The organism is Streptomyces sp. NRRL B-24572 (assembly GCF_002156145.1).
GTDB classification, from domain to species: domain Bacteria; phylum Actinomycetota; class Actinomycetes; order Streptomycetales; family Streptomycetaceae; genus Streptomyces; species Streptomyces vietnamensis.
This window is the reverse complement of record NZ_MWIG01000674.1, coordinates 1-4301: the sequence shown is the minus strand read 5'-3', so window position 1 is coordinate 4301 and position 4301 is coordinate 1. Positions and strand designations below refer to the sequence as shown.

The window sequence follows — 4301 nt, the reverse complement described above, 5'->3', positions numbered from 1 at the left end:
CGGATTGTCGGCGTGGGCGCCGCCGTTGACGATGTTCATCATCGGCAGCGGCAGGAGGTGGGCCCCGGGCCCGCCCAGGTAGCGGTAGAGGGGCAGGCGGTGGGCCGCCGCGGCCGCCTTGGCGGCGGCGAGGGAGACGCCGAGGATCGCGTTGGCGCCGAGCCGGGACTTCGTGGGCGTTCCGTCGAGGGCGACGAGCGCGGCGTCGAGACCTGCCTGGTCCGTCGCGTCGCGGCCGCGGACGGCCGCCGCGATCTCCCCGCCGACGTGGGCCACCGCGCGGTCGACGCCCTTGCCGTGCCAGCGGGCGGAGTCTCCGTCGCGCAGTTCCACGGCCTCCCGGGCGCCGGTGGAGGCGCCGGAGGGGACGGCCGCGCGCCCCAGGGACCCGTCCGTCAGGACGACGTCGACCTCGACGGTGGGGTTGCCGCGGCTGTCGATGATCCGGCGGGCGGTGACGGTCTCGATGGTGGCGGTGACGGTTCCGGCTTCCTTGGTGGACATGGTGGTTCCTCCCCGTGGTGGTGTGCCGTGGCCCCGGCTGCGACAGCGCTGGCGCTGGGCCCGACAGACACAGACTCTACAGCAATGCTGTTCAGTTTCTCTGTTCAGTTTCCCTGTTCAGTTTGGCTGCACAGCATGGCCGTGTCCGCTGTCCGGCATTGCTGCGCAGGTCAGCCGTACGGCGCGGTCGGCGTGCGGGGTAAAGTGCCGTATGCCCACCCCGGAAGCCGCCGCCATCGCCACCGAACTGCGCACCGCGATGGGCAAGCTCACCCGACGCGTCAAGGACGAGGACCGCATCCCGCTCGGCCAGGCCGCCGTGCTCGGCGCGCTCGACCGGAACGGCGCCATGACCACCAGCGACCTCGCCGCCGATCAGCGCGTGCGCCCCCAGTCGATGGCCCGCGCGGTGGGTCTGCTCATGGAACAGAACCTGGTCACGCGCCGGGCGCACCCCACGGACGGCCGCAAGTCGCTGGTCGAGCTGACGGACGCGGGCCGGTCCGCGCTGGAGGCGGAGCGCGGCCGCAGGGCCGGCTGGCTCGCGCAGGCCATCGAGGCCGAACTCACGGACGAGGAAAGGGCGTTGCTGGCGCGGAGCGTCGCCCTGCTCGAGCGGCTCGCGGCACGCTGAGCCGTGCGTCGCGCTGACGACCCGACGGTCGGGAAGAGGAAAAAGCGCGCGGTTTCGACAACCCTGGGGGGCTTTCGCCGGTCAGAAGGGTGAGAACGAAACAGACGCAGGGGGGAACCCGATCATGTTCGAACGACGCAGGCCCGGGCCGAGGACGGCGCTCGTCGCCACCGCCGTCGCGGTGGCGACCGCCACCGGCACCGTCTCCGCCGTCGCCGCCCCGGCCGCCGACCCGGGGGTGGCGCCCGCCTTCAACCTGTTCGGCGTCCACAAGCAGACCCACGAGCTGTGGGAGTGGTACCGCCGAGGACCGCTCCTTGTCACGGACGGGGGCGACGGGGTCGATCACTCGGACCTTGCCGACCTCATCCCCGTCGACAACAGCCACGACGGCGGGTACGGCTACGGCACGTGGATCCTCTACAAGAATGGCCGGCTGGACTTCCGCGGCTTGGTCGGTAACCAGTGGCTGTCGACGAAGACCGTCGGCCGGGGCTGGGACATCTACCGCACGGTCCTCTCGCCCGGCACTCTCGGCGGGGCCGAGGAGGCCGACCTGATCGGCCTCGACAGAGCCGGCGTGCTGTGGATCTACCTGGGTTACCCGGACGGCCGCCTCACCACCCGCGCGCGGGTCGGCGGCGGCTGGGGCCAGTACACCGAGCTGGCCGGCCAGGGCGATCTGACCGGTGACGGCAGGTCCGACATCACCGCGCGCGACAAGGCCGGTGTCCTCTGGCTCTACAAGGGCACGGGCGACTACAAGGCACCGTTCGCGGGCCGTACGAAGATCGGCGGCGGGTGGAACGTCTACGACCGGCTGTTGTCGGTCGGCGACATCGACGCCGACGGCAAGGTGGACCTGCTGGCCCGGAAGACGACGGGCGAGCTGCTCCGGTACTCGGGCACGGGTGACGCGGCGCGGCCGTTCACGGCGCCGGTGCAGATCAAGGGAACCTACATGAAGGAGTTCAACCTCCTCTAGGCGTACGGCACTTCGTGCGAGGCGGCCCCGCTCCCGGCATTTCGGGTCCGGGGTCGCCCCCTGTCGTGGCCGCCGTCCGGACGGTCGACGCCTTCCCGGTCGGCAGCTGGACGAGCCGGGGCACGTTCCCCCCTTGCCTCGGATATCGGGGTGTTGTCTGGGGGACGGCTTCGGACCGGCCCCGCCGGTGATGACCCGTCGGCCGCCCACCAGGGCCGACGCAGGCTTGGCGCACGGTCTGACACCGATGTTCCTCAGACCTCGACCAGCGCTCGTGATACACGCCGTAGGGCCGGTCCGACTCCGATCCGCCGGACGGGCCCTGTCTCCCGCCTAGCCGCCCAGCACCCGTACGGCCTCCACGATCAGGTCCCAGAACGCGTCCGTGTCGACCTCCATGCCGACCTCGGTGTCGGCGGGCAGGCCCGTCACCCCGTGCAGGTCCACGACCGTCGCGCCCCTCGTGTGCGTGCCGTTCAGCTCCACCGTCACCGCCGCCCGTACGAGGCTGACGAGCGACGGGTTGATCAGGTGGGCGACGGTGAGCGGATCGTGCAGCGGGGGCGCGTCGAAGCCGTACACCTCGCGGTACGTGGAAGCGAAGTAGGTGAGCAGGTCGACGCAGAGCCCGCTGAGCGGGGTGTCGAGCGCGGCGATCCGGGCGACGACGTCGGCGGTGGCCCGTACCTGGTGGGTCGCGTTGAGGCCGAACATCGTCACCGGCCGTCCGCTACGGAAGACGATGTCCGCCGCTTCCGGATCGCAGAGGATGTTGAACTCGGCGGCGGGCGTGGTGTTGCCGCGTTCCGTCGAGCCGCCCATGAGCACGATCCGCTCGATCCGGTCGGCGAGCTCGGGGTGGGCGAGCAGGAAGACCGCGATGTTGGTGAGCGGCCCGGTCGGTACGAGCGTGACCGGCGCCGGGTGCGCGAGCAGGGTGTCGCGGATGAGGGTGAGGGCGTCGCGCGGGTCCTGCGGGACGTCCGGCTCGTCCTTCGCGAAGCCGGGCCCGTCGAGGCCGGAGTCGCCGTGGATGTTCTCGGCGACCCGGGGCGGTCCGTGCAGCGGGCGGTCGCGGCCCGCCGCGATCGGTACGCCCCGGATCCCGGCCGCCGAACAGACCCGGCGGGCGTTGAGCGTGGTCTTCTCCAGCGTCTGGTTGCCCGCGACGGTGGTGATCGCGAGCAGGTCGATCGCGGGGTGCGCGGCGGCGAGCAGGATGTTGAAGGCGTCGTCGTGACCGGGATCGCAGTCGAGAATCACGGGAACCGGCATGGGTTCACCGTGCCACATCCGGCGCGGTACGCGAAGGACGCGGGCTCGGGAGCCGGTCACGGACTGCGCGTGGCGGAACAGACCGCGCGGGTCGTAGCGGCGCTCGACCTCGGTCGGGCGGGCGCAGTTCGCGCCGCAGTACGCGTGACACTCCGGAATCGATCATGGTTCACGCGAACGAACCCCAGGGGCCGTTCGTGCCCGGAACCCTCCCGTCCGGGCGTACGGGCGTTCTAGCGTGCGGGGCATGACCTCGCTCAGGCACTGGCGTGCGCCGTTGCTCGCCCTCGCGGCCGTTCTGCTGCTGCTCCCCCGGACGGCCGCCGCGGAGGAGCCCGCAGTCGTCCCCGCGGGGGCGGCGACACCGGACCGCCCCTCGTACGACGTGTCGCTGCGCGCCGACGCCGACGGCTCGCACTGGACCGGCCACCAGTCGGTGTCGTTCCGCAACTCCTCCCGTACGCCCCTGCGTTCGGTGGACGTACGGCTCTGGGGCAACGGCACCGACGGCTGCGGAGCCCCGGGCAGACCCTCCCCGGTCCGGGTGAGCAAGGTCGTCGGCGGCACCCCGCGGGCGCTCACCGTCGGCTGCACCGCGCTGCGGATCGATCTGCCCGCGCCGCTGCCGTACCGGGCGCGGACGAGCGTCTCCTTCGACGTCGCCCTCACCGTCCCGGACCGTGTGCACCGCTTCGGCCGGGACGGCGCGTACCGCTATCTCGGCAACGCGCTGCCGCTGCTTTCGGTACGCGACGCGCAGGGCCGGCACCTCGACCCGGACGTCGGTTTCGGCGAGAGCTTCTACACCCTGGCCGGTGACTTCCGGGTCGTGCTCGACCACCCGGACGCGCTCCTGGTCCCCTCGACGGGGACCACGACCCGGCGGCCGGGCGCGCCCGGCCG

Annotated in this window: 3 protein-coding genes and 2 pseudogenes; 3 read left to right on the top strand and 2 right to left on the bottom strand. The window is 72.2% G+C overall.

The features are described from left to right. Positions 1-504 (bottom strand): annotated as a pseudogene (gene eno, locus CCN56_RS33220) (phosphopyruvate hydratase); the annotation flags it as partial. Between the two features lie 211 nt (positions 505-715). Here eno and CCN56_RS33215 point away from each other — a divergent pair. Continuing rightward, complete coding sequence (locus CCN56_RS33215) at positions 716-1138, top strand: MarR family winged helix-turn-helix transcriptional regulator (protein ID WP_086831564.1); 423 nt, start codon at positions 716-718, stop codon at positions 1136-1138. Positions 1139-1262: 124 nt separating this feature from the next. Further along, complete coding sequence (locus CCN56_RS33210; protein WP_086831563.1) at positions 1263-2123, top strand: VCBS repeat-containing protein; 861 nt, start codon at positions 1263-1265, stop codon at positions 2121-2123. A gap of 333 nt (positions 2124-2456) precedes the next feature. Here CCN56_RS33210 and CCN56_RS33205 read toward each other — a convergent pair whose 3' ends face one another. Continuing rightward, positions 2457-3398, bottom strand: a complete 942-nt coding sequence (locus tag CCN56_RS33205; protein WP_086831562.1) for a nucleoside hydrolase — start codon at positions 3396-3398, stop codon at positions 2457-2459. 247 nt (positions 3399-3645) lie between these two features. Between CCN56_RS33205 and CCN56_RS33200 the strand changes: the two are divergent. Continuing rightward, positions 3646-4301 (top strand): annotated as a pseudogene (locus CCN56_RS33200) (M1 family peptidase); the annotation flags it as partial.

Bases quoted from the DNA above. Each gene is read 5' to 3' on its own strand.
- CCN56_RS33210 (WP_086831563.1), top strand. From the start codon at position 1,263: ATGTTCGAACGACGCAGGCCCGGGCCGAGGACGGCGCTCGTCGCCACC.
- CCN56_RS33205 (WP_086831562.1), bottom strand. From the start codon at position 3,398: ATGCCGGTTCCCGTGATTCTCGACTGCGATCCCGGTCACGACGACGCC.
- CCN56_RS33215 (WP_086831564.1), top strand. From the start codon at position 716: ATGCCCACCCCGGAAGCCGCCGCCATCGCCACCGAACTGCGCACCGCG.